25 protein-coding genes are annotated in these 23265 nt (G+C 65.6%); 23 read left to right on the forward strand and 2 right to left on the reverse strand.

From position 1 onward, the window contains the following. On the reverse strand, nt 1–226 hold a 226-nt coding region (locus L338_RS03085; protein WP_206740781.1), incomplete at its 3' end, for an AAA family ATPase. 63 nt (nt 227–289) lie between these two features. Next, nucleotides 290–817 carry a GNAT family N-acetyltransferase gene (locus L338_RS03090; protein ID WP_022696893.1) on the reverse strand — a complete coding sequence of 176 codons (528 nt, stop codon included), beginning with the start codon at nt 815–817 and terminating at the stop codon, nt 290–292. A gap of 124 nt (nt 818–941) precedes the next feature. On the opposite strand from L338_RS03090, the gene L338_RS03095 reads away from it, so the two are divergent. The 23 genes from L338_RS03095 to rpsO all read left to right on the forward strand — a co-directional run bounded on the left by L338_RS03095 (nt 942) and on the right by rpsO (nt 23244). Beyond that, the gene (locus L338_RS03095) at nt 942–1550 is read left to right on the forward strand and encodes a malonic semialdehyde reductase (RefSeq protein WP_022696894.1); all 609 of its coding nucleotides are present in this window, start codon (nt 942–944) and stop codon (nt 1548–1550) included. Continuing rightward, nucleotides 1550–2200 carry a tRNA (adenosine(37)-N6)-threonylcarbamoyltransferase complex dimerization subunit type 1 TsaB gene (gene tsaB / locus L338_RS16265; RefSeq protein WP_277813413.1) on the forward strand — a complete coding sequence of 217 codons (651 nt, stop codon included), beginning with the start codon at nt 1550–1552 and terminating at the stop codon, nt 2198–2200. Before L338_RS03095 ends, tsaB begins: the two co-directional genes overlap by 1 nt. Beyond that, nucleotides 2197–2622, forward strand: coding sequence for a GNAT family N-acetyltransferase (locus L338_RS03105; RefSeq protein WP_051122695.1), 426 nt, complete (start codon nt 2197–2199; stop codon nt 2620–2622). Before tsaB ends, L338_RS03105 begins: the two co-directional genes overlap by 4 nt. Nucleotides 2623–2658: 36 nt before the next feature. Beyond that, nucleotides 2659–3078, forward strand: coding sequence for a Fur family transcriptional regulator (locus L338_RS03110; RefSeq protein WP_022696895.1), 420 nt, complete (start codon nt 2659–2661; stop codon nt 3076–3078). 115 nt (nt 3079–3193) lie between these two features. Next, on the forward strand, nt 3194–4564 hold the full coding sequence (gene miaB / locus L338_RS03115) for a tRNA (N6-isopentenyl adenosine(37)-C2)-methylthiotransferase MiaB (RefSeq protein ID WP_022696896.1): 1371 nt from the start codon (nt 3194–3196) through the stop codon (nt 4562–4564). A 56-nt stretch (nt 4565–4620) separates the two neighbouring features. Next, on the forward strand, nt 4621–5574 hold the full coding sequence (locus L338_RS03120; RefSeq protein WP_027068238.1) for a PhoH family protein: 954 nt from the start codon (nt 4621–4623) through the stop codon (nt 5572–5574). Next, nucleotides 5571–6056, forward strand: a complete 486-nt coding sequence (ybeY, locus tag L338_RS03125; protein ID WP_022696898.1) for an rRNA maturation RNase YbeY — start codon at nt 5571–5573, stop codon at nt 6054–6056. The genes L338_RS03120 and ybeY overlap by 4 nt, the downstream gene beginning before the upstream one ends. Next, nucleotides 6046–6912: a hemolysin family protein gene (locus L338_RS03130; RefSeq protein ID WP_022696899.1), complete on the forward strand. Its 867-nt coding sequence runs from the start codon at nt 6046–6048 to the stop codon at nt 6910–6912. The genes ybeY and L338_RS03130 overlap by 11 nt, the downstream gene beginning before the upstream one ends. After that, nucleotides 6909–8540 (forward strand): apolipoprotein N-acyltransferase, encoded by a 1632-nt coding sequence (lnt, locus tag L338_RS03135; protein ID WP_022696900.1) that lies wholly within the window; start codon nt 6909–6911, stop codon nt 8538–8540. The genes L338_RS03130 and lnt overlap by 4 nt, the downstream gene beginning before the upstream one ends. 16 nt (nt 8541–8556) lie before the next feature. After that, the gene (locus L338_RS03140; protein WP_022696901.1) at nt 8557–8976 is read left to right on the forward strand and encodes a helix-turn-helix domain-containing protein; all 420 of its coding nucleotides are present in this window, start codon (nt 8557–8559) and stop codon (nt 8974–8976) included. A gap of 131 nt (nt 8977–9107) precedes the next feature. Further along, nucleotides 9108–10277 (forward strand): methionine adenosyltransferase, encoded by a 1170-nt coding sequence (metK, locus tag L338_RS03145; protein ID WP_022696902.1) that lies wholly within the window; start codon nt 9108–9110, stop codon nt 10275–10277. 81 nt (nt 10278–10358) lie between these two features. Further along, a complete protein-coding gene (gene trmB / locus L338_RS03150; protein ID WP_027068239.1) occupies nt 10359–11045 on the forward strand; it encodes a tRNA (guanosine(46)-N7)-methyltransferase TrmB in 687 nt (228 codons plus the stop codon). 40 nt (nt 11046–11085) lie between these two features. Next, complete coding sequence (locus L338_RS03155) at nt 11086–11661, forward strand: hypothetical protein (protein ID WP_152485801.1); 576 nt, start codon at nt 11086–11088, stop codon at nt 11659–11661. 95 nt (nt 11662–11756) lie between these two features. Continuing rightward, a complete protein-coding gene (rimP, locus tag L338_RS03160; protein ID WP_022696903.1) occupies nt 11757–12299 on the forward strand; it encodes a ribosome maturation factor RimP in 543 nt (180 codons plus the stop codon). Continuing rightward, nucleotides 12296–13966, forward strand: coding sequence for a transcription termination factor NusA (nusA, locus tag L338_RS03165; RefSeq protein WP_027068241.1), 1671 nt, complete (start codon nt 12296–12298; stop codon nt 13964–13966). Before rimP ends, nusA begins: the two co-directional genes overlap by 4 nt. Then, the gene (locus tag L338_RS03170; protein WP_022696906.1) at nt 13941–14579 is read left to right on the forward strand and encodes an RNA-binding protein; all 639 of its coding nucleotides are present in this window, start codon (nt 13941–13943) and stop codon (nt 14577–14579) included. Before nusA ends, L338_RS03170 begins: the two co-directional genes overlap by 26 nt. Nucleotides 14580–14705: 126 nt before the next feature. Next, nucleotides 14706–17231 carry a translation initiation factor IF-2 gene (gene infB / locus L338_RS03175; RefSeq protein WP_022696907.1) on the forward strand — a complete coding sequence of 842 codons (2526 nt, stop codon included), beginning with the start codon at nt 14706–14708 and terminating at the stop codon, nt 17229–17231. Nucleotides 17232–17320: 89 nt separating this feature from the next. Next, on the forward strand, nt 17321–17782 hold the full coding sequence (locus tag L338_RS03180; protein WP_022696908.1) for a DMT family transporter: 462 nt from the start codon (nt 17321–17323) through the stop codon (nt 17780–17782). Nucleotides 17783–17954: 172 nt separating this feature from the next. Then, the gene (locus tag L338_RS03185) at nt 17955–20543 is read left to right on the forward strand and encodes a TonB-dependent receptor (RefSeq protein ID WP_022696909.1); all 2589 of its coding nucleotides are present in this window, start codon (nt 17955–17957) and stop codon (nt 20541–20543) included. A 105-nt stretch (nt 20544–20648) separates the two neighbouring features. After that, on the forward strand, nt 20649–21539 hold the full coding sequence (locus L338_RS03190) for a hypothetical protein (protein WP_022696910.1): 891 nt from the start codon (nt 20649–20651) through the stop codon (nt 21537–21539). 70 nt (nt 21540–21609) lie between these two features. Next, entirely contained in the window at nt 21610–22002 is a 393-nt protein-coding gene (gene rbfA / locus L338_RS03195; protein ID WP_022696911.1) for a 30S ribosome-binding factor RbfA, read from the forward strand. 2 nt (nt 22003–22004) lie between these two features. Further along, entirely contained in the window at nt 22005–22958 is a 954-nt protein-coding gene (truB, locus tag L338_RS03200; RefSeq protein WP_022696912.1) for a tRNA pseudouridine(55) synthase TruB, read from the forward strand. Nucleotides 22959–22974: 16 nt separating this feature from the next. Then, nucleotides 22975–23244 (forward strand): 30S ribosomal protein S15, encoded by a 270-nt coding sequence (gene rpsO / locus L338_RS03205; RefSeq protein ID WP_022696913.1) that lies wholly within the window; start codon nt 22975–22977, stop codon nt 23242–23244. Nucleotides 23245–23265 lie beyond the last annotated feature (21 nt).

Below are 23265 nucleotides of genomic sequence, written 5' to 3' on the forward strand. Positions count from 1 at the left end.
CGCGATAGGCGGCGGCGTCGACAAGGCCGCGATCGAAGAAAACCCAGTCCGTTCCCCTCGGCGCAGCCTTGTAATCGGCCAGCGAGGTTTCAACGAGGCGTTCTGCGAAGCCTTCGGGATCGATCCATGGGAGGGCGTTGCCGCTCTGGTGCATTTCCAGCTGCACGATCCGCCGGCCCGGTTCGGAGACGGTTGCGTAGCCCTTGCGGGCGAGCGCGCCGGTCAAGCTTGATTTGCCGCCGCCGGAGCAGCCTGAAATGACAACGAAATTGGACATATCGGGGAGAGGCTAGAGCCGTTTCCACATGAAGGTCAGCTTGTGTTCGGCGCCGAATTTTACGCCGGCTGCGGGGATTTCGCCCGTGAGCGTGAAGCCGAGCGCGGCGTGGAAGCGGACGGAAGGTTCGGCGTCCTCGCCGCTCATCCCCGCCACCATCATGCGATAGCCGGCCTCTCGCAAGCGGTCCTCCAGCGCCGTCATCAGCGCGCGCCCCACCCCGCCGCGCTTCACGTCCCGCCGCACATAGATGGAGGTTTCCGCCGTGCCGTCATAGGCCGCGCGGCCCCGGAAACGCGCGGCATAGGCATAGCCGGTCACCGCGCCGTCCCGCTCGGCGACCAGATAGGGGTATCCCGCCTCCAGCGTCGCTTCTATGCGGCGGGCGATCTCGCCCGCGTCGGGCGGGACCAGTTCGAAAGAGATCACGGTCGTCTCGACAATCGGGCGATAGATTTCCGCGATGGCCGGGGCGTCGTCCGCCCGCACGCCGCGTATCGTCATGGCGTCATGTCTTGTCTCGGGCGATGTATCCGCCATATCCAGCCCTCAAGCCCAGGGCGCGCGGCTCAGCGCCTCGCACGCGCAGCATATTTCATTGTGAACGCCCGCCGCGCTAGGACATTCATTTGTCCGGAACAAGAATTATTCTCGAGGAGACGCCATGCCTGTGAACAAGCCGCTTTCCGATTCCTGTCTGAACCAGACGTTCCGCGACGCCCGCACCCGCAATGGCTGGCTGGACGAGGACGTGCCGGAAACCCTGATCCGGGCGACCTATGACCTGCTGAAGCTGGGCCCGACCAGCGCCAATCAGTGCCCGGCGCGTTTCCTGTGGCTGCGCTCCAAAGAGGCAAAGGAGCGCCTGAAGCCGCACCTGATCGAGCCCAACCAGGACAAGACCGTCGATGCGCCCTGGACGGTAATCGTCGCCTGGGACTGGAACTTCCATGAGAAGATTCCCCAGCTCTTCCCGCATAATCCGGAAGCGAAAGAATGGTTCGAGGACGAGGATGCCCGCTTCGATAACGGCTTCCGCAATTCCTCGCTGCAGGGCGCTTATCTGATCATCGCCGCGCGCATGATGGGGCTGGACTGCGGCCCGATGTCGGGCTTCGACAAGGACGCGGTGAACAAGGAGTTCTTCGCGAACGATCCGGAAATGAAGGACTGGCGCGTCAATTTCATCTGCAATCTGGGCTATGGCGACGACACCAAGCTGTTCGAACGCTCGCCGCGCTTCAGCTTTGAAGAAGCGGGCAAGATCCTCTGATCGTCCTCGGCCTTGATACGTCGGCGGCGAACTGCTCCGCCGCGCTGATCGACCGGGACGGGCTGATCGGCGCGCGGGTGGAGGAGATCGGCCGCGGCCATGCGGAGCGTCTGGCGCCGCTGGTGCGGGAGCTTATGGAAGAGACCGGCGTCACGGCCGGGCGGCTGGACCGCATCGGCGTGGTGGCCGGGCCGGGCAGCTTCACCGGCGTGCGCGTCGGCGTCGCGTTTGCGCGCGGTCTCGCCCTGACGCTGGACATTCCGGCGGTCGGGGTCAGCGCGCTGGCCTGCGCTGCGCGCAGCGCCGACCCGGCGCGCGGGAAAACCGTTCTGGCCGCCCATGACGCCCGCCGCGACGAACTGGCATGGCAGATTTATGAGCGCGGCGAGGCGAAAGGCGAAATGCGTCTGGACCCGGTCGAAGCCGTCGCCGGGCAGGCGCGCGGCATGGATGATTTCATCCTCGCGGGCAGCGGCGCGATGAAGCTGGCTGCGGCGCTTGGCGGCGGCCTTGAGGCGGCGGCGACCGAGCCGCCGGACCCCGAGCAGGCGGCGCGCCTGGCCGCCGAGGCTCAGGACCTTGCCCCGCCATCGCCCATCTATCAGCGCCCGCCCGACGCCAAGCTGCCCGGCGGGATCACCCCGCTATGAGCATCCGCCCGGCCGGGCCGGGAGACGCCGAAGCCATGGCCGCCATCCATGAGAAAAGCTTACCGCGCGGCTGGAGCGCCGGGGAGATGCGCACGCTGCTCTCTGGCAAGGGCGCAACCGGCGTGATCGACGCTGGCGGCGGTGGTTTCGCGCTGGGCTGCGTGGTGGCGGGCGAGTCGGAAATCCTCAGCCTGGCCGTCGACCCGGACCGCCGCCGCGCCGGGCTGGGCCGGACGCTGCTGGCGGCGCTGGAGACGCAATGCGCCGCCGCCGGCTCGGCGCGCATGGTGCTGGACGTTTCCGAAACCAACGCCGCGGCGCGCGCGCTCTATGCGGCGGCGGGCTATGGCGAGGCGGCCCGGCGCAAGGCTTATTACGCCGACGGGGCGGATGCGCTGATACTCGATAAGCAACTGCGCTAGACCTTCGCGCGCCGGCGCGATTATAAGAGGCGCGATATGACCGATACCCGCATCGAAAATCTCTGTGTCGAAAAGGGTCTGCGGATGACCGAACAGCGCCGCGTCATCGCGCGCGTGCTGTCTGTCGCCGACGATCACCCGGACGCCGAAACCCTCTATGAGAGGGCCAGCGAGATTGATCCGAATATCTCGCTCGCCACGGTCTACCGCACCGTGCGCCTGTTCGAGGAAGCGGGCATCATCGAACGCCATGATTTCCGCGACGGCCGTTCCCGCTTCGAGGAAGCGCCGGAGGACCACCACGACCACCTGATCGACGTGAAGTCGGGCGAGGTCGTGGAGTTCATGAACGAGGAGATCGAAAAACTCCAGAAAGAGGTGGCGCGCAAGCTGGGCTATCGCCTGGTCGACCACCGGCTGGAGCTGTACGGCGTTAAGCTGAAGGACGGCGAGTAGGCCCGCGCCGATTCAGCGCCGCTTCTTGCGTGCGCGCCTTGCCTTCCCCATAAGTCCTTGCCTTGATTTAAGCGGAAAAAGCCGCGCCCCTGAAACGTGCGCGGCGTGAAGAGTGATGGCCGAGAACAAGCGCGTCCATATCAAGACCTATGGCTGCCAGATGAACGTCTATGATTCCGAGCGAATCAGCGACGTGCTGGCGCCGCTTGGCTATGAGACGACCGACACGCCGGACGGGGCCGACCTTGTCGTCCTCAATACCTGCCATATCCGCGAGAAGGCGGCCGAGAAGGTCTATTCGGAGCTGGGGCGCCTGCGCCCGTTGAAAGAGGCGAAGGCCTCCGGCGGCGGGGAAATGCTGGTCGCCGTGGCGGGCTGCGTGGCGCAGGCCGAGGGCGCGGAGATGAAACGCCGCGCGCCGATGGTCGACATGGTCATGGGCCCGCAGACCTATCACCAGCTGCCCGAAATGATCGCGAAACTGCACCGCAAGTCGGGCGAGGCGCTGGCCGCCGATTTCGCGGTCGAGGAAAAATTCGACGCCCTGCCCAAAGCGCGCAGCGTCAACGGCCCGTCCGCCTTCCTGACCATTCAGGAGGGTTGCGACAAGTTCTGCACCTTCTGCGTGGTGCCCTATACGCGCGGCGGTGAATATTCCCGGCCCGTGGACCAGATCGCCGCCGAGGCGCGGGAGCTGGCGGCCCGGGGCGTGCGCGAAGTCACCCTGCTGGGCCAGAACGTCAACGCCTATCATGGCGAGCCCCCGGCGGGCCGCGAGGAAGACGGCGACTGGGGCCTTGGCCAGCTGGCGCGGCATATCGCGAAGATCGGCGGGATCGAGCGGATCCGCTACACGACCAGCCATCCCCGCGACATGGACGACGCGCTGATCCACGCCCACGCCGAGGAAGAAAAGCTGATGCCCTACCTGCACCTGCCGCTGCAGGCCGGGTCGGACAAGATCCTCAAGGCGATGAATCGCGGTCACACGCTGGAATCCTATCTGACGCTGATCGAGAAAATCCGCGCCGCGCGCCCCGATATCGCCATGTCCTCGGACTTCATTGTCGGTTTCCCGGGTGAGAGCGCGGAGGATTTCGAGATGACGATGGAGGCGGTGCGCGAGGTGAATTACGCGCAGTGTTTCAGCTTCAAATATTCCCGCCGCCCCGGCACGCCCGGCGCGTCGATGATGAAACAGGTGGCCGAGGACGAGAAATCGGACCGTCTGGCGCGCCTGCAGGCGCTGCTGGAAAGCCAGCAGGTGGATTTCAACGCGTCCTGCGTCGGCCGCGAACTGCCGGTCCTGTTTGAAAAGCCGGGCCGCAATGAAGGCCAGCTTCAGGGCCGCTCGCCCTATCTGCAGGCCGTGCACGTCCAGGGATCGCAAGACCTGATCGGACAGATCGCGCCGGTGCGCATTGAATCCTCCTCTCGCAACAGCCTCGCCGGCGCGCTCGTCCGGGAAGGAGCGGCCGCCGCGTGACCCAGCCGCGCAAGGGCGAGGCCCGCGGCAAGCGCCGCCGGGAAGCCACCGAAACCATCCATTTTGAAGACAGCGCGCTGGCCAAGCAGCTCTCGGGCCCCAATGACCGCTGGCTGGCCCTGATCGAGGACGCCTTCGACGTGCTGATGGCCGCCCCGGGCGGCGCGGTGACCATCACCGGCGGCACCGATGAGCGCGAAGCCGCCAAGCGCGCCATTCTGGACCTGCACGGCCGCATTTCTTCGGGCCATTTCGATGGCGAACCGGACGTGAAGGCCGCGATCCGCTTCGCCCGCCATGACGGAGAGCCGGGCCTGACGACCGAGGGCGTGATCCGTGTGGGCCGCCGCACGGTGATCTCGCCCCGCACGCCCAATCAGGCCGGCTATATCGACGCGCTGGCCAAATATGACCTGAATTTCGGCGTCGGTCCGGCCGGCACCGGCAAGACCTTTCTCGCCGTCGCCTATGGCGCGGGGGAGCTGATGGCCGGGCGCGTCAAGCGTCTGGTGGTCACCCGCCCTGCCGTTGAGGCGGGCGAACGCCTCGGCTTCCTGCCGGGCGATCTGGCGGAAAAGGTGGACCCCTATCTGCAGCCGATCTGGGACGCGCTGCAGGACCTGCTGGGCCGGGAGGCGCTGGACAAGCGCCGCGCGGCGGGAGAGATCGAGGTCGCGCCGCTGGCCTTCATGCGCGGGCGCACCCTTTCCAACGCCTTTGTCATCGTGGACGAGGCACAGAACGCCACCGTCGCGCAGATGAAAATGGTGCTGACCCGCATCGGCGAGGGCGCGCGCATGGTGGTGACCGGCGATCCGTCACAGGTGGACCTGCCGCCGCGCGAACGCAGCGGGCTGGCGCACGCCATCGATATTCTCCACAATGTCAGCACCATGAAGGTGACGCGCTTTGAAAAGGGCGACGTGGTGCGCCATCCCATCGTCGCGGAGATCGTGGAGGCCTACGAGGCCGATCTGGCGCGCCAGAACGAGGCGCGCGACTCTTCATGAACGATGTCCCCAGTCCCGACAGCATAGAGACTTTAAGCCGCGACCCGCGATGGGACGCGGACGAGGAAGACTGGCCGTCCCTGGCCGAAAAGACCCTGTCCGCCGTCAATGACGCCCTGAAGCCCGAACGCCGCGGCGAAATCGCCCTGCTTCTGGACGATGACGCGGCGCTGCAGGCGCTGAACGCGCAATGGCGCGGCAAGGACAAGCCAACCAATGTGCTCTCTTTCCCCGCCCCGCCGGGCCCGATGCTGGGCGATATCGCGGTTTCGCGCGACACGCTGGCGCGCGAGGCGGCGGAACAGGGCAAGACGTTCCGCGACCACGCGCTGCACATGATCGTGCACGGCCTGCTGCATCTGCATGGCTTCGACCATGAAACCGATGACGAGGCCGGGGCGATGGAGGCGCTGGAGACGCAAATCCTCGCCACGCTCGGCGTTGACGATCCTTACGCCAGCGAGGCCGCCCATGCCCTCTGATTCCCGCGACGACATATTATCGCGCCTGTCCTCCCTGTTTGGCGGGCGCACCCCGCCCGATGCGGAATCCACCGATGACGCGCCGCGCCTGGAGCCGGCGGAAATGCTGGACAAGATGGCCGCGTTCGAAGGGCTGCGCATCGAGGATGTGATGGTGCCGCGCGCCGACATCGTGGCGATTGATGTCGCTACGCCGCTGGGCGAGGCCGCGCGCGCGTTCGCAGAGGCCTCCCATTCCCGTTTGCCGGTCTATCGCGAGACGCTGGATGACCCGCTGGGCATGGTCCATATCAAGGACGTGATCGGCATGCTGGCCCCGGACGAGGGGCGCGGCCTGCCGCCGGACCTGTTCTCCCGCCGGGCGCTGGAAGGCGTGGTGCGCAACGTATTGTTCGTGCCGCCCTCCATGAAGGCCGTGGACCTGTTGCTGCGCATGCAGACGCGGCGCATCCACATGGCGCTGGTGGTCGATGAATATGGCGGCACGGACGGGCTGCTGACGCTTGAGGACCTGGTCGAGCAGATCGTCGGCGATATCGAGGATGAGCACGACGAGACCGCCGCGCCCAAGCTGCGCGCCCGCGGCCCCAATATATGGGAGGCCGACGCCCGCGCCTCCATCGAGGATTTCGAGGCGCTGATCGGCCGCGAGGTCGCCACCGATGAGGAGGAAGAGGACGTCGATACGCTCGGCGGACTGGTCTTCACCATCGCCGGCCGCGTGCCCGAGCGCGGGGAGGTGGTGAAACATCCCTCCGGCATCGAGTTCGAGGTGGTCGAGGCGGACCCGCGCCGCGTCAACCGCCTGCTCGCGCGGGACGTATCGCCCGCTGAAACGGAGATGGGCGGGAAATGACGCAGGCCGCGCCCCTGTCGCGGTTCCGCGCTTTCCTGATGACGCCGGGCATTCTTCGCTCCGGCGGTCTGGCTTTCCTGCTGGGCTCTGTCTCGGTCATGGCGCATGCGCCGTTCGGCCTCTGGCCGATGATGATCTTCACCCTGACCGCCCTTGTCTGGCTGCTGGACGGCGCGTTCGAGAGCGAACGCAAATACCGCTCCGCCGCATGGCGCGCCTGGGCGTTCGCCTTCGGTTATTTCTTCTTCGGCCTCTACTGGGTCGCTTACGCCTTCATCAATCGCGGCCCCGAATTCGCCCCGATGATCCCCTTCGCGATCACGCTTCTGCCGGCCGGTCTGGCCCTGTTCTGGGCGCTGGCCGGGGCGCTGGCCATGCGATTCTGGACGCGGGATGTGCGGCGCATCCTGGTGTTCGGCCTGGCGATCTTTGCCGCGGAATATGCCCGCGGCCACCTGTTCAGCGGTTTCCCCTGGAATCTGCCCGGCCTGATCTGGCCGGCGGGCGGGCCGGTCTCCCAGAGCGCGGCTTGGTTCGGCGTCTATGGTCTCAGCTTCCTGACCCTGACCGGGTTCGCCGCGCCCGCGGCGATGGCCGGTCCGGACGCCTCGCCCCGGCTTCGCTCCGCGCCTCTGGCGGTCAGTTTCGCGGTGTTCGCGATCCTGTTCGGGATGGGGCTGGGCCGTCTGGCGCGGCCGGTCTCTGATGACGCGCAAACCGTTACCGTGCGCGTGGTGGAGGCCGGTTTCGGCCAGCGCGACAAGTGGGACCCGGCGGGACGGCAGGCGGTGATCGACCGGTATGCGGCGCTTTCCGGCGCCGGCGATCTGGATTCTGTCGACATGGTGATCTGGCCGGAGGCGGCGCTCCCCCTGCCGCTTCTGGAAGACGGCGCCGCGCTGGCGCAGCTCGGCGGGGCGCTGGGCGGGGAGACATGGCTGGGCACGGGCCTGTATCGCCGCTCCCCCACGCCCGACGGCGGAACGGAATATTATAACTCCTTCGCCGTACTGGGTTTTTCGGGCGATCAGGCGCAGCTCGCGGCGCTGTACGACAAGCGCCTTCTGGTGCCGTTCGGGGAATTCACGCCCGGGGCGGCGGTGTTGAACCGGCTGGGATTCCGTCTGCCCTCGGCCATCGCCAGCGGCATGACGCCCGGCCCCGGCCCGGTGACGCTGGACGTCGCCGGCGTGCCGCCGTTCGCGCCGCTGATCTGTTACGAGATCATCTTCCCGGGCTTCACGCCGGACGGCGAAAACAGGCCCTCATGGATCCTGAATGTCTCCAACGACGCATGGTTCGGCCCCACGCCCGGACCCTGGCAACATCTGGCCCAGGCGCGCTTCCGCGCGATCGAGGAGGGCTTGCCGGTGATCCGGGCGGCGTCGGGCGGCGTATCGGGAGCGATCGATGCGCGGGGCCGGCAGGTTGCCGCAATGCCTCCATATTCTTCCGATTACCTCGATATCCAGATTCCGGACCCTGGTTATGCTACATTATACTCCCGCTTTGGTTTTTTGGGTGTTCTGGCCCTTGTCCTAGTTGCGCTTGGGGCGCTTGCGCTTTTGGCGCGAAGCGGCTTGACGCCAGCGAAAACCCGCGTCGATAACAAAAAAACTTCATACTAAAAGGACTTCGCCGCCCGTGACCAAAACCAAGGGGCCCAACCCGGTAGACAAGCATGTCGGTTCTCGCGTGCGCCTTCGCCGCAAGATCATGAACATGAGTCAGGAATCGCTGGGCGAAGCTCTCGGCGTTACTTTTCAGCAAGTTCAGAAATACGAGCGCGGGGTCAACCGGATCGGCGCCTCACGGCTCTATGCCGTCTCGCACGTGCTGGAAGTTCCGGTCGGTTTCTTCTTTGAAGGGCTGGAAGCGCCGGACGCCGTGACGGGCATGGCGGAAGGCGAACAGCAGCCGCTGATGTACGACTTCATCCAGTCCACCGATGGCGTGGCGCTGGCCAGCGCCTTTTCCAAAATCCAGGATCCCAAGGTGCGCCGCCGCGTGATCGAGCTGATCCGCGCGCTGAGCGACGAGGACGACGAGTCCGGCGACGCCTGATCCGGCGGAAATTCGCGCAATTTAACGGAAAGATTCAGGGCGCGCCTTGAAAACAGCCCCCTTATCGGCTTACTTCCAGCTGCATCATATAAAGATTCCTTTATATCACCCGCAGACGGAGTTCCGCCGCAATGAGCCGATCCGCCTATCTTTTTACGAGTGAGAGCGTATCCGAAGGGCACCCTGACAAGGTGTGCGACCGCATTTCGGACACGGTCGTGGACATGTTCCTGGCCGAAGATCCCAATTGCCGTGTCGCCTGTGAGTGCCTGACCACCACCAACCGCATCGTCCTGGCCGGCGAAACGCGCGGCCCGGTGTTTTCCGACAACCAGCTGGAAGACGCCGTACGCGCCGCCGTGAAGGACATCGGTTACGAACAGGACGGCTTCCACTGGAAGACCGCCGAATTCTCGAATTACCTGCACGAACAGTCCGCCGAGATCGCACAGGGCGTTGACGAGTCCGGCGACAAGGAGCTGGGCGCGGGCGACCAGGGCATCATGTTCGGTTTCGCCTGCAACGAGACCGAAGAGCTGATGCCGGCCCCGATCCAGTTCTCGCACAATATCCTGAAAGTGCTGGCCGACGCGCGCAAATCGGGCAAGGAGCCCAAGCTGCTGCCGGACATGAAGAGCCAGGTTTCGCTGGCCTATAACGGCGACGGCAAGCCGCAGCGCACGACCTCCATCGTGCTGTCCACCCAGCACACCGAAGACCTCGACCAGGATGCGGTCCGCGAAATCGTGAAGCCCTATATCGAGCAGGTCCTGCCCGATGGCTGGATGTGCCCGGATGAAGAGCTGTACGTGAACCCGACCGGCAAGTTCGTGATCGGCGGACCGGACGGCGACGCCGGCCTGACGGGCCGCAAGATCATCGTGGACACCTATGGCGGCGCGGCCCCGCATGGCGGCGGCGCGTTCTCCGGCAAGGATCCGTCCAAGGTGGACCGTTCGGCGGCCTACGCCACGCGCTATCTGGCCAAGAACGTCGTCGCGGCGGGTCTGGCGGATAAATGCACGCTTCAGGTCGCCTACGCGATCGGCGTGTCCAAGCCGCTGTCCATCTTCATCGACCTGCACGGCACCGGCCGCTGCGACGAGGACAAGCTGGCCAAGCGCCTGAACGAGGTGATGAACCTGTCGCCGGGCGGCATCCGCAAGCACCTGCAACTGCAGCGTCCGATCTATGCCCGCTCCGCGGCCTACGGCCATTTCGGCCGCACGCCGGACAGCGATGGCGGCTTCTCCTGGGAGAAGACGGACCTGGTGGACGATCTGAAAGATCTCGCCGCGTAAGGGTTCGCTGCAAAAACCGTATCGGGAAGGGCGGCGCGCATTTGCGCCGCCCTTTTTCGTTGTCTAAAGCCTCTTCCCGCCGTGACCGATGACTCTCCCCATCCGAAAAACCGCCGCCTCTATGGCCGCGCGCAGGGCAAGCCGCTCAGCGCCCGCCGCCAGAGGCTGATCGATGATCTGCTGCCCGCGCTGGAGCCGCCCGGGGGCGCGTTCGATCCGCGCGGGATGTTTCCGGATGCCGGCGAGGCGTGGCTGGAAATCGGGTTCGGCGGGGCCGAGCACCTGATCGAACAGGCGCGGCGGCGGCCCGATACGGGCATTCTGGGCGTTGAGCCGTTCCTGGACGGCGTCGCCAAGGCGCTGGCCGGGGTCGAGGACCACGATCTGAAGAATGTCCGCCTGCATCGCGGCGACGCCCGCGATCTGGTCGAGCGCATGTCGGACGCCGCGCTGGACCGCGTCCTGATCCTGTTCCCGGACCCCTGGCCCAAGAAACGCCACTGGAAGCGCCGCATCGTCAGCGAGGGCTTCTTGGCCGAGCTGGCGCGCGTTCTGAAGCCCGGCGGGCGCTTGCGCTTCGCCACCGATGTCGCCTCCTATCAGGACTGGGCGCTGGAGCGTTTCCTGAAAGACGGCCGCTTCGACTGGCTGGCCGAACGCGCCGCCGACTGGCGCGACGCGCCGGCCGATCATGTCACCACGCGCTATGAGGAAAAGCGGCTGGGGGACGCCGCGCCGGTCTTTTTCGATTTCCGCCGAACCGACTGACGCCCTTCCATCGCCGCGCCGCCGCGCCTATTTTGTGCGCGTGGAACATGAAACCGCCAATCCGGAGGACGCGCCGCGCGATGACGCGGCCCCGTCCAACGCCGATACGCGCTGGAGCTTCCTGCGCGACGTGGCGGTGTTCCAGGGCAAGATGGCGCTGGATAACATGCGCGACCTCGTCCTGATGCCGGCCTCCCTCGTGGCCGCCGGGCTGGACATTGTCTTCAAGGGCGAGACGGAGGGGCAGCGCTTCTACAAGGTGCTGAACTGGGGCCGTCAGAGCGAAGAGATCATCAATGTCTATGGCGCGGTTTGCGAGACCGATCCGGACGATGAAACGCTGCGCAAGGAATATTCGGTCGACGCCATCGTGGCGCGGCTGGAGGGGGTGATCGTCCGCGAGTACGAGAAGGGTGGCACGGCGGCCTCCATGAAGCGCGCCGTGGATAACGCCATCGACCAGCTGCAGCGCGAGGCGAACGGCCATGGCGTCCGCGCCGGGGATGCCCTGCGCGCCGCGATCCGCCGCATGAATATCCGCGCCGGCGCCGCGCGGGCGGACGGCGCCGCGCCGCAGCCGGACGGCTTGCGGGAGGATGACGAGGCGCGTATATAGCTGTTCTTGTAATTGGCACTTGAGCGTCGATGAACGCTCGAGCGGCGCTCGGGGAACCGGGGCCGCTTTTTTGTTGCTTTCGAGGGAGCAAAACCTTGCGGGCCAGAACCCCACAGGAAAAGCGTCTTCTGGAAATCGCCGACCCGGTCGCGGCCGATCTGGGTCTGGAAGTGGTGCGCGTGCGCATCCAGGGCTCCAACGCCAAGACGCTGCAACTGATGGCCGAACGCCCCGACGGCACGATGAATGTCGAGGCCTGCACGGATCTTTCGCGCGCCCTGTCGGCGGTGTTCGACGTCGAAGACCCGTTTTCCGGCGAATGGTCGCTGGAGGTTTCCTCCCCCGGCATCGACCGGCCTCTGACGGAGGTCCGGCACTTTGAGCGCTGGGAAGGCTATGACGCGAAGATCCAGCTCGACCGGCTGGTCGAGGGCCAGCGCCGCTTCCGCGGCGTGCTGGCCGGCGTCGAGGATGGAAACGTGCTTCTGGATATCGAAGGCGAGGACGAAACCGCCCTCATCCCCTTCGACTGGATTGAGGACGCCAAGCTCATGATGAGCGAGGATTTGATCAAGGAAAGCCTGCGCCGCTCCAAGACGGAGGACGCGGGCGACAATCAGGGAGATACCGGGCAATGACCACGTCAGGCGTCAGCGCCAACCGGCTGGAGCTGCTGCAGATCGCCAAGGCGGTCGCGGCGGAAAAAACGATCGATGAGGGGCTGGTCCTCGAAGCGATCGAGGAAGCGATCCAGAAGGCCGCCCGTTCGCGTTACGGGGCGGAGCTGGACATCCGCGCCAAGATCAACCCGGTCTCCGGCGATATTTCTCTGAAACACCGCATCACGGTGGTCGAGGACGGCGAGGTGGAGAACGAATCCGCCCAGATCCCGCTGACCGACGCCAAGAAACGCGACAAGACCGCCGATGTCGGCGCCTATTTCGAGGAAGACCTGCCGATGTTCGATTTCGGCCGGGTCATGTCGCAGACCGGCAAGCAGGTGGTCATGCAGCGCCTGCGCGAAGCCGAGCGCGAGCGCCAGTTCGAGGAATACAAGGATCGCGTCGGCGAGATCGTCAACGGCATCGTCAAGCGCGTGGAATACGGGAATGTGATTATCGACCTGGGCCGCGCCGAGGCGATTGTCCGCCGCAATGACGGGCTGCCGCGCGAAAACCTGCAGGTGAATGAGCGCGTGCGCGCCTATATCTACGATGTCCGCCGCGAGACGCGCGGCCCGCAGATTTTCCTGTCCCGCGCCCATCCGGACTTCATGGCCGCCCTGTTCGCGCAGGAAGTGCCGGAAGTCTATGAAGGCGTGATCGAGATTCCGGCGGTCGCCCGCGACCCCGGCTCCCGCGCCAAGATCGCGGTTCTGACCAATGACTCCTCCATCGACCCGGTCGGCGCCTGCGTCGGCATGCGCGGCTCCCGCGTGCAGGCGGTGGTGAACGAGCTGGCGGGCGAGAAGATCGACATCATCCCGTGGTCGCCCGATGCGGCCACCTTCATCGTCAACGCCCTGCAGCCCGCCGAAGTGGCCAAGGTGGTCCTCGACGAAGAGGATAACCGCGTCGAGGTCGTTGTGCCGGAAGAGCAGCTTAGCCTGGCCATCGGCCGCCGCGGCCAGAATGTGCGTCTGGCCTCGCAGCTCACCGGCTGGTCCATCGACATCCTGACCGAGGAAGAAGAGTCCGAGCGCCGGAACAAGGAGTTCACCGAGCGCACGGAGCTGTTCCAGGAGGCGCTGGACGTCGACGAAGTCATCGCCCAGCTTCTGGTCTCCGAAGGTTTCGAGTCGGTCGAGGAAGTGGCCTTTGTCGAGCTTGGCGAGATCGAGCATATCGAGGGCTTCGACGAGGAAACCGCGCAGGAGCTTCAGGATCGCGCCCGCGAACATCTGCAGCGCCTGACCAGTGACCTGGATTCCAAGCGTCAGGAACTGGGCGTTCAGGACAATCTGATCGCCTTCCTGGGCGGCGAATCCATCGACACGCTGAAAACCTCGATCAAGCTGGCCGGCGACGACGTGAAGAGCGTCGAGGACTTTGCCGGCCTGACGCCGGACGATCTGCGCGGCTGGTATGAGAGCCAGGACGGCGAACGCGTTCGCCATCCGGGCCTGCTGGACGAGTATCGTCTGTCGGCCGAGGACGCCGAAGAGCTGATCATGCGGGCGCGTCTGGACGCCGGCTGGATCACCGAGGACGACTACAAGGAAGCGGTCGGCGTCGCCGAAGAGGAAGAGGCCGAGGAAGAGGAACTTCCAGAGGCCGCGAATGAAGAGGGGACGCCGTCTGAGTAAGACGAAGCTCCGCGAACGCCGCGATACGGCCAGCGGCGAGGTCCGTCCGGAGACGGACCTCGTCCGGCTGGCCATTTCGCCGGAAGGGCGTCTGGTCCCGGACCTTGCGGCAAAATTGCCCGGGCGCGGCGTCTGGGTGGCGGCGGACCGGGCCGCGATCGCCAAGGCGCTGAAGAAAAAGGCGTTTGCGCGTTCGGCCGGTCAGGCGGTGGATCCGGGGCCGGATCTGGCGGCGGAAATCGAAACCGCGCTTGCGCGTTCGGTTTTGTCGCTTATCTCTCTGGCAAGGCGCGCGGGCGATCTGACCTCCGGGTTCGATCAGGTGCGCGCGGAGATCAAGGCCCGGCGGCCGGCCCTCATGATCGAGGCGTCGGACGGCGCGGATGACGGGCGCGGCAAGCTGGTCGCGCTTCATCGGGCCGCGTGGGGCGAGCCGGAAATGGTTTCGCTGTTCACCGCGGCGGAGCTGGGCCGGACGATCGGGCGGGACAGCGCGGTTCATCTTTGCCTGGCCGATGGCGGCCTGGCGGGGCGGATGAAAGCGGATGTCGCCCGTCTCAGAGGATTTCGCGCTGACGCCGCCGATTTGGCCGGCGCAGCGGAGAATGGTTGAATAAGCTTGGCAGGCGTTTAGTTTAGCGCGCCTTCAGGCGATGAAGCGGCTGCGGATCGGGCGAACGGCAGGCCTGGGCCGCCGCTTTGCCTTGAATGAATGACTGCCGGGCAGAAACGGATTTGAATGAGCGACGCCAAAGATACCGATAAGCCGGGAGGCCGCAAACCGCTGACCCTCAAGCGGACCACGGGCGCAGGCACTGTGAACCAGAGCTTTGCGCGCGGAAAGACGAAGTCCGTCGTGGTCGAGAAGAAGCGCAAGCGCGTACTCGGCCCGCAGAGCGGCGGCGCGCCGACCCGGACGCGGGAAGAGGCCAAGAAGGCCCCGCCCAAGTCGGACCGTGGTCTCTCTGAAGAGGAAATGCAGTCGCGCCAGCGCGCGATCGAGAAGGCGCGCGCCGAAGAGGAAGAGCGCCGCGAGCGCCAGCGCGCCGAAGAGGAAGAGCGCGAACGCCGCGCCGCCGAGGACCGCCAGCGCCTCGAGGAAGCGCGCAAGCGCGAAGAGGAAGAAGCCCGCCAGCGCGAAGCCGAACAGGCCCGCGCCAAGGCCGAATCCGAGGCCGCCGAGGCGGAGGCCAGGGTCGAGGAAAGCCGCGAAAAGCCGGCCGACAAAAAGCCCGCCCAGAAGGAAGCCCCGGAAGAGGAAGGGCTCGCCGGCGCGGTCGAACGCGCGGGCGGACGGGTCAAGTCCAAGAAATCGGGCGGCCCCGCCGCGCCGAAAGCCTCGCCCAAGAAGCGCGCCGAGTCGCCCAAGCGCCGCGGCAAGCTGACCATTCAGAACGTGTTCGAGGACGACGAGGACCGCCAGCGTTCGCTGGCCTCGGTCCGCCGCGCCCGGGAGCGCGAGAAGGAACGCCGCGAACAGGGCGGCGCCGGCTCTGACAAGCAGGCGCGCGATGTCGTGGTTCCGGAAACCATCACGGTGCAGGAACTGGCCAACCGCATGGCCGAGCGTACGGCCGACGTCGTCAAGTATCTGATGAAAGAAGGTCAGATGCTGCGCGCCAACGAGGTCATCGACGCCGACATGGCGGAGCTGATCGTCGAGGACTTTGGCCACCGCATCAAACGCGTCGCCGAATCCGATGTCGAAACCGGCTTTATCGAGGACGACGATCCGGAAGAGAAGAAAAAGCCGCGTCCGCCGATCGTGACCGTCATGGGCCATGTCGACCACGGCAAGACGTCCCTGCTGGACGCCATGCGCTCCACCGACGTGGTGGCGGGCGAGGCCGGCGGCATTACCCAGCATATCGGCGCCTATCAGGTTCAGATCGCCTCGGGCGACAAGATCACCTTCCTGGATACGCCGGGCCACGCCGCGTTCTCCGCCATGCGGGCGCGGGGCGCGAACGTCACCGACATCGTCATCCTGGTGGTGGCGGCCGATGACGGCGTCATGCCGCAGACGGTCGAGGCCATCAATCACGCCAAGGCGGCGGAAACGCCGATCATCGTGGCGGTCAACAAGATCGACAAGCAGGGCGCCGATCCGCAGAAAGTCCTTCAGGACCTGCTGCAGCACGAGATCGTCGTGGAATCGATGGGCGGCGACACGCAGGTCGTCGAAGTCTCCGCGCTTCAGAAAAAAGGTCTGGACGAACTCACCGAAGCCATCGCGCTTCAGGCCGAGGTTCTGGAGCTGACGGCCAATCCGGACCGTCTGGCCGATGGCATCGTCATCGAATCCAAGCTGGAACAGGGCCGCGGCGCCGTTGCGACGCTGCTGGTCAATCGCGGCTCGCTCAAGCGCGGCGACATCGTCGTGGCGGGCACCCAGTGGGGCAAGGTCCGCGCCTTGATGAACGAGCGCGGCCAGCAGGTGAAACAGGCCGGTCCGGCGCTTCCCGTGGAAATCATGGGTCTGGACGGCGCGCCGGAGCCCGGCGAGCCCTTCGCCGTGGTCGAGACCGAAGCCCGCGCCCGCGACCTGACCGAATATCGCGTCCGCATGGTGCGCGACAGCCAGACCGGCGGCGGCCCCAGCGCGGCCGCGTCGCTGGAACAGATGATGACCCGCGTGAAGGACAAGGAAATTTCCGAGTTCCCGCTGCTCATCAAGGCTGACGTTCAGGGCTCCGCGGAAGCCATCGCCGGATCGCTCAACAAGATCGGCAATGACGAAGTGCGCGCCCGCATCATCCATCAGGGCGTCGGCGGCATCAGCGAATCCGACGTGTCGCTGGCCAAGTCGTCCGGCGCGCCGATCCTGGCGTTCAATGTCCGCGCCAACAAACAGGCGCGCGAACTGGCCGAACGCGAAGGCGTGGAGATCCGCTACTACTCGATCATCTACGACCTTCTGGACGATATCAAAGCCGTGCTGGAAGGCATGCTGGCGCCGGAGAAGCGCGAGGAATTCCTCGGCTACGCCGAAGTTCTGGAGGTGTTCAACATCTCCAAGCTGGGCAAGGTCGCCGGTTGCCGCATCACCGACGGCATCGTGCGCCGCGGTTCAGGCGTCCGCCTGCTGCGCGACGACACGGTGATACACGAAGGCAAGCTGTCGACGCTGAAGCGCTTCAAGGACGAAGTGACGGAAGTGAAGTCCGGTCAGGAATGCGGCATGGGCTTCGAGAATTATCACGACATCCAGAAGGGCGACCAGATCGAGTGTTTCGAGGTCACCGAGCACGAACGCACGCTGTAAGGCGCGCATTCGGTTGGAAACAGGATGACGGGGCGGCTAGGAATGGCCGCCCCGTTTTCTTTTGGCTCCAGTGAAAGTCAGTTTCGCAAATGAACCCCGCGCTCCTTCTTCCCCTCGCCCTGGTCGCCGTCGCCGGCGCGGCGGTCGCCATGCAGCCGGCCTTCAACGGCCAGCTTGCGCAGCTCCTCGGCTCGCCGGTCCGGGCAGCGCTGGTCAGTTTCTCGGCCGGGGTGGTCGTTTTGTTCTGCCTCAGCGCCGCGCTGGCCTTCAAAACGGGCCTGCCGACGGGCAAGGAGCTGGCGCGCGTGCCGCTGCATCTGTGGTTCATCGGCGGGACGCTGGGCGCGTTCTTCGTCGCCACCTCCGCCTGGACGGCGCCCCGCATTGGCGTCGGGGCTTTTTTCGCCACCTTGATCGCCGCCCAGCTGATCGCGGCCATCGCGCTGGATCATTTCGGCATGATCGGCATGGAGGTCCGCCCGGCGACGCTGATGCGCGTGGCGGGCGCCGGTTTCCTTGTTCTGGGCGCGCTGCTGGTGGTGCGCGGCTAGAAACCGGAACGCTATCGAGTTTCTTTATGAAAGTGTCTTCAATCCGTTGCGGCGGCGTCAATAAAGCTTGACGGCGAGTTCATCGTACCGTTTCCGAACGGTCACGCCTTCCCGCGATTTTCCCCCGGTTTCACGCCGGTCCCGGCGTGTGTGCCTTTGAGGGGAAAATCCGATGACACCGACCTTCCGCCGCGCCGCGCTGGCTGGCGCCGTTTCGATGATCGCGCTTTCCGGCGCAGCCTACGCCCAGGATGAAGCCCGGACCGAGGACGGCGTCGATAATATCGTCGTCTATGGACAGGCGCTGTCCATCCAGCGCGCGATCGAGGCCAAGCGCGAATCCGACTCCATCATCGAGGCGACGGCGCAGGACGATATCGGCCGTCTGCCGGACCTCAACACCGCCCAGGCCGTGCTGCGCCTGCCGGGCGTGGCGGTGCAGAACGACCAGGGCGAGGCCCGCTTCCCCATTCTGCGCGGCCTGAACGCCACCTATAACCGCACCACGATCGACGGCTATATCGTCGCCTCGCCGGAGCGCGGCGGCCTTGGCCGCGCGGTGCCGCTGGACCTGATCCCCGCCTCGCTGGTGGAGCGGATCGAGGTGCAGAAAACCATCACGCCGGATCGTGACCACAACGCCATCGGCGGCTCCATCAACCTGGTCACCCGGTCCGCGCTGGACAGCGACGAGCCGTTCCTGCTCGGCTCCGCCTTCATCGGCCATCATGAAAATTCCGGCGACGGCACGACGCTGGACGAGGGCGACGAGGTGCAGCCCCGGCGCGCCAATTTCGCCGCCGGCCGCCGCTTCGGCCCGGACGGCCAGTTCGGCCTGGTCGCGGGCTTCGACTACTCGATCCGCAATTTCAATATCCCGCAGGTCGAGGTGGATGACGCCGATTACACCGAGTTCGACTCGGCCGGGAACAATGTCGGTCTTGGCAATGGCAACGGCTTCGTCGTGCCGACCAATAACCGCATCTTCTTCTATAATAATGTCCGCGAGCGTATTGGCGCGGTGGTGAAGGGCGAGTGGCGCCCGAACAGCCAGTTCCGCTTCGAAATCGCCGGTTCCTATAACGAGTACAACGACTCAGAGCGCCGCGACGAGGAAACCTACGAGCTGGGAACCAGCGGCGCTTCCAGCCAGCCGGCCACGATCCGCAACCAGACCGCCACCACCGGCGTCAGCGACACCGGCTATGGCTTCATCGGCATCGGCCGCTTCGTGCTGGACCGCGAAATCACCAGCCTGCGCGCCTCAGGCGAATGGATCCCGGCCGAGGGCTGGCTGGTCGAGGCGGGCGGCGCGATCTCTACGGCGGAGCTGACCAACCCGGAAGTCACCGAGGGCTTCCAGACCGATACCAGTTTCGGCGCGCGCTATGACACGTCCGGCTTCTTCCCCTTCACCGATCCGCTGGACCCGGCCGCGTTCGGCGACCTGACCAACTGGGCGCACACCAATCGCGGCACGCTGGACCGCTTCGCCGAGGACGACATCTATGAGGCGACGCTGGACGTCACCTGGGATTCGGTTCCGGTTCAGGGGCTGGAATTCAAGGCGGGCGGCCTGATCCGCAACGCCGAGAAGTCCGAAGGCTTCACCTTCAACCGCTATGTCGCCGATCCGGCGCTCGGCTACACGCTGGCCGATGTGGCCGACCCGGCGCTGGCCGGCGTGGACTGGCAGGGCGGCTATCGTTTCGAGAACCGCATCGGGCTGGACGCCTCTGACGCCTATTTCCAGTCCAACGCCTTCGCCCTGACCGCGACCTCGGAAAGCGGCTCCGACGCCGAGGAGAAAGTCACCGCCGGCTATGTCATGGGCCGTTATGAAACCGGTCCGCTGATGGTGGTTGGCGGCGTGCGCGTGGAGAACACCGAATGGGAGGGCGCGCCGCTGGGCGGGGCGCTGGTCAGCGGCGACTACACCGATGTCCTGCCCTCGGTGAACGTGCGCTATAACCTGACCGGGGATCTGGTGCTGCGCGGCGCGGCCTCGCAGACCCTCGGGCGGCCGGACCTCAACCAGCTGACCCGCGGCGAGAACATCAATCTCACCGACAACACGATCTCCCGCTCCAATCCGGACCTGAAACCGCGTCTTTCCAGCAATTTCGACGTTTCTCTGGAATGGTACATCCCGCAGGGCATCCTCGCCGCGGGCGTGTTCTACAAGGACGTGAAGGACGAGATCTTCGTCCAGACCACGCAAGGCCCGGTCGAAGTGGACGGCGTCGCCTACAGCGCCCTGACCCAGCCGGAAAACGCCACAAACGCCGAAATCCGCGGCTTCGAGGCGCAGTATCAGCAGACCTATTCCTTCCTGCCCGCGCCGTTCGACGGGTTTGGCGTCTCGGCCAATATCACCCTGCTGGACACCGAATTCGTGGTCCCGGTCCCGGCCGGCGGCACGCGTGAAACCGGCTTCTTCCAGCAGCCGGACATGACGGCCAACCTGACCGCCTTCTACGCCACGGAAGCGTTCGAGCTGCGGGCCTCCTACAACTATACGGACACGTTCCTGGACACCGTGAACGCGGGGAACGCCAATCTCGACGAGTATTGGGAGGACCGATACCAGGTGGACCTGCAGGGCCGCTTTAACGTCACCGACCGCATCACCCTGATCGGCGAGGTGCAGAACCTGACCGATCAGGGCCGCACGGAGCTGACCGGCCCCGGCGCGGAATATCTGCAGGAGGATGCCGATTTCGGCCGCACCTTCTGGCTGGGGGTCTCTGCGGCGCTCTAGGGGGCTGGCGTCGCAAGAACTTCATTGGCGCCCGGCGGCGGGCCTTCCTACCGTCGCCGGGCGCATCCTTTCCCTTTCCTGTGAGATTCTCCCGGAGCTTTCGCCATGATGATCAAGCGGATCCTGTTGCTCGCCATCTTTGCCCTCGTTGCCTCCGCGCAGGCGTTTGCGCAAAGCCGCTGGGCCGACTGGCCGACCTATGAACGGCCGGAGCCTCTACAGCTTCAGGCCGCAGAAATCGCCCGCATCGAAGTGCCCGAGGCGCGGCAGGGCGCGGCCGCGGACGCGGACCACGTCTACGCCATCGTCAATTTCGCCATTGGCAAATATGACCGTGAAACGGGCGAGCGCGTGGCCGCATGGGAAGGGCCGCGCGGCGGCCTGATCGGCCACCTCAACAGCTGCTTTGCCGAGGGCGGGCAGCTGCTCTGCGCCAATTCCAACCACCCGGAAGTGCCGATGGCCAGCTCGGTAGAGATTTTCGACACCGAAACGATGGAGCATGCCGGAACCAGGAGCCTTGGCCTGATGGACGAGGGGTCGCTGACCTGGTTCGACCATCTGGGCGCGGGCTGGATCGTCGGTTTCGCCCATTATAATGACGAGACGGGCGAGCCCTTCAAATCCAACGCCTATGCCGGGGTGCATACGTTCGACAAGGAATGGCGCCGCACGGGCGGCTGGCGCCTGCCGCCGCACCTGATCGCCGAAATGGCGCCGCAGGCGGCTTCCGGCGGGGCGCTGGGCGAGGACGGGCTTCTTTATATCTTCGGCCACGACAAGCCGGAGCTTTACGTGCTGGCCAAACCGGACATGGGGCCGACCCTGCTGCATGTCGCCACGATCGCGGTGGATGCGGAAGGGCAGGCCTTTTCCTTCGATCCCGAAGATCCGCGCGTGATCTGGGCCATCAGCCGCCCCAACGGCCAGGTTCGCGGCTTCCGTCTGCCGGAGGTGCCGCTGGAAATGGAGCACGCCCGGCGTTTCGCGAAATAGCGGTTGATCGCTGCGCCGGCCCCTGCGCCGCGTCTTGACTTCCCCCTCGCGCGGACCCTTCTGTGAGGGCATGAAATCAAGAGGCAATTCCAAGAAGGGGCCGACGCAGCGCCAGCTCCGCGCCGGCGAACTGATCCGTCACGCCATCGCTGAAATCCTGATCAAGGAAGCGATGCACGATCCCGCGCTGGAAGGCGTCTCGGTGACGATCTCGGAAGTGCGGGTCTCGCCCGACCTCAAGCACGCGACCGTCTTCTGCGCGCCGCTGGCCGACCAGAACCATGAAGAAGTGCTGGCCGGCCTCAACCGCGCGGCGGGCTTCCTGCGCCACCGTCTGGGCGACGAGATCGAGACCAAGTTCACGCCGTCCCTGAAATTCGTTCATGACGAATCCTTCCAGGCGGCCAGCGACATGGACGCGCTGATGCGCCGTCCCGAAGTCGCGCAGGATCTGGACGACTAGGCATGGCCAAACGGCGGACGGGCAGGAATGTCCATGGCTGGGTGGCCCTGGACAAGCCGACAGGCATGAGTTCGGCCAAGGCCCTGAACGAGGTTCAGCGCCTGCTGGACGCCAAAAAGGCCGGTCACGCCGGAACGCTGGACCCGATGGCCAGCGGCGTTCTCCCCCTGGCCTTTGGAGAGGCCACCAAGACGGTCTCTTTCATGATGGGATCGGGCAAATCCTACCGCTTCACCGTGAAATGGGGCGAAAGCACCGATAGCTGCGATGCGGAGGGCGCGGTCACGGCCACCAGCGACGTGCGGCCCGACCGCGCGGCGATAGAGACCGCGCTGCCCGCCTTTATCGGCGAAATCGATCAGGTTCCCCCGCAATTTTCCGCCATCAAGGTGGATGGAGAGCGCGCCTACAAGAAGGCCCGCAAGGGCGAGACCGTGGAGATGAAGGCGCGCAAGGTTCGCGTTGACGATCTGCGCCTCGCGGAGACGCCGGACGCCGATACCGCGGTGTTCGAGGCCGATTGCGGCAAGGGCGTCTATGTCCGTGCGCTGGCGCGCGACATCGCCGCCGCGCTGGGCGCGGAAGGCCATGTCACGGTGCTTCGGCGGACCCGTGTCGGGCCGTTCGCCGCGGAACAGTGCCATACGCTGGACGAATTGAGCGATTTGGCGCATAAGGCCCGCCTGACTGAGGTATTGAGCCCGGTACAGACCTCGCTGGACGACATCCCGGCGGTGGCCGTGACCGAGGGAGACGCCTTCAGTCTGAAGCAGGGGCGCGAGATCGTTCTGCTTCCGCGGATAGCTACAGAGCTTCGCGAAAAGGCCAGTCCCCGCACCATTGATGGTAAGGACGCCTCTCGTTGGGCTTTGGCGCACGTGGATGGAACGGCCGTCGCCATTGGCGATGCGCGCGCCGGACGGATGACGCCGGTGCGCGTGTTTAATTTGACCTAGAGTTTAGGAGAATACGATGTCGGTTACGGCAGATCGCAAAGCCGAATTGATCAAGGAAAACGCTCAGAACGACGGTGACACGGGGTCGCCGGAGGTTCAGGTCTCGATCCTCACAGAACGGATCGCCAACCTCACAGAGCACTTCAAGACGCACAAGAAGGACAATCATTCCCGCCGCGGGCTCCTGAAAATGGTGTCCCAGCGCCGCCGCCTTCTCGACTATCTCAAGCGCAAGGACGAAGCTCGTTACAAGGCGCTGATCGGGAAGCTGGGCATTCGCCGCTAGGACGCGGCAGACCGCAATTAC

It is taken from the genome of Euryhalocaulis caribicus, assembly GCF_000412185.1.
GTDB classification, from domain to species: Bacteria; Pseudomonadota; Alphaproteobacteria; order Caulobacterales; family Maricaulaceae; genus Euryhalocaulis; species Euryhalocaulis caribicus.

What these genes read in the sequence shown, in the direction of transcription:
- L338_RS03190 (WP_022696910.1), top strand. Translation starts at nt 20,649, where the DNA reads ATGATGATCAAGCGGATCCTGTTGCTCGCCATCTTTGCCCTCGTTGCC.
- infB (WP_022696907.1), top strand. Translation starts at nt 14,706, where the DNA reads ATGAGCGACGCCAAAGATACCGATAAGCCGGGAGGCCGCAAACCGCTG.
- truB (WP_022696912.1), top strand. Translation starts at nt 22,005, where the DNA reads ATGGCCAAACGGCGGACGGGCAGGAATGTCCATGGCTGGGTGGCCCTG.
- L338_RS03130 (WP_022696899.1), top strand. Translation starts at nt 6,046, where the DNA reads ATGCCCTCTGATTCCCGCGACGACATATTATCGCGCCTGTCCTCCCTG.
- ybeY (WP_022696898.1), top strand. Translation starts at nt 5,571, where the DNA reads ATGAACGATGTCCCCAGTCCCGACAGCATAGAGACTTTAAGCCGCGAC.
- L338_RS03170 (WP_022696906.1), top strand. Translation starts at nt 13,941, where the DNA reads ATGAAGAGGGGACGCCGTCTGAGTAAGACGAAGCTCCGCGAACGCCGC.
- lnt (WP_022696900.1), top strand. Translation starts at nt 6,909, where the DNA reads ATGACGCAGGCCGCGCCCCTGTCGCGGTTCCGCGCTTTCCTGATGACG.
- miaB (WP_022696896.1), top strand. Translation starts at nt 3,194, where the DNA reads ATGGCCGAGAACAAGCGCGTCCATATCAAGACCTATGGCTGCCAGATG.
- rbfA (WP_022696911.1), top strand. Translation starts at nt 21,610, where the DNA reads ATGAAATCAAGAGGCAATTCCAAGAAGGGGCCGACGCAGCGCCAGCTC.
- nusA (WP_027068241.1), top strand. Translation starts at nt 12,296, where the DNA reads ATGACCACGTCAGGCGTCAGCGCCAACCGGCTGGAGCTGCTGCAGATC.
- L338_RS03185 (WP_022696909.1), top strand. Translation starts at nt 17,955, where the DNA reads ATGACACCGACCTTCCGCCGCGCCGCGCTGGCTGGCGCCGTTTCGATG.
- metK (WP_022696902.1), top strand. Translation starts at nt 9,108, where the DNA reads ATGAGCCGATCCGCCTATCTTTTTACGAGTGAGAGCGTATCCGAAGGG.
- L338_RS03180 (WP_022696908.1), top strand. Translation starts at nt 17,321, where the DNA reads ATGAACCCCGCGCTCCTTCTTCCCCTCGCCCTGGTCGCCGTCGCCGGC.
- L338_RS03105 (WP_051122695.1), top strand. Translation starts at nt 2,197, where the DNA reads ATGAGCATCCGCCCGGCCGGGCCGGGAGACGCCGAAGCCATGGCCGCC.
- L338_RS03090 (WP_022696893.1), bottom strand. Translation starts at nt 817, where the DNA reads ATGGCGGATACATCGCCCGAGACAAGACATGACGCCATGACGATACGC.
- rpsO (WP_022696913.1), top strand. Translation starts at nt 22,975, where the DNA reads ATGTCGGTTACGGCAGATCGCAAAGCCGAATTGATCAAGGAAAACGCT.
- L338_RS03110 (WP_022696895.1), top strand. Translation starts at nt 2,659, where the DNA reads ATGACCGATACCCGCATCGAAAATCTCTGTGTCGAAAAGGGTCTGCGG.
- L338_RS03095 (WP_022696894.1), top strand. Translation starts at nt 942, where the DNA reads ATGCCTGTGAACAAGCCGCTTTCCGATTCCTGTCTGAACCAGACGTTC.